At 52.0% G+C, this 377-nt stretch carries 1 protein-coding gene; it reads left to right on the top strand.

The genetic code is table 11. The annotated features are described in order from the left end of the window. Positions 1 to 377: hypothetical protein (locus tag EZM41_RS13260; RefSeq protein ID WP_198471707.1), on the top strand; the 377-nt coding region annotated here is incomplete at both ends.

Raw genomic sequence — 377 nt, 5'->3', positions numbered from 1 at the left:
ATGGCGAGCTCTATGCCCTTCTTTATATATTCAAAGGCGGCCTTGCCGCATTTCGCCTGGACCTTGGCGAACTCGTATTCGCCAGGCTCGCTTATTACGCCGAGGGAGATGAGGTTTACAGAGTCGGGATAGGAGCTTTGGAAGCGCTCCACGGCTCGTTTGATAACGTCGCTTATGGCCGTATTGCGCTCTTTCTTCTCATTGATCCGAACTGCTCTACGTATGCCTTCAAGTCATTCTTCAGCTATTATTCGGTGAGCAACGCCATTAAGGGCAACGGCTTCCTCGTAGCAGTGGTCGTATCGTTGCTTTCGTCCATGTTCCTCTTTAAACTCGCCGATTGGATGAAGCGGCCGCACTTCAAGGAGTGGGCCCTG

The sequence above is a fragment of the Acetomicrobium sp. S15 = DSM 107314 genome (assembly GCF_016125955.1).
Taxonomy (GTDB): Bacteria; Synergistota; Synergistia; order Synergistales; family Thermosynergistaceae; genus Thermosynergistes; species Thermosynergistes pyruvativorans.
The sequence above is the reverse complement of the archived record's forward strand: the minus strand, read 5'-3'. Positions and strand labels throughout refer to the sequence as shown.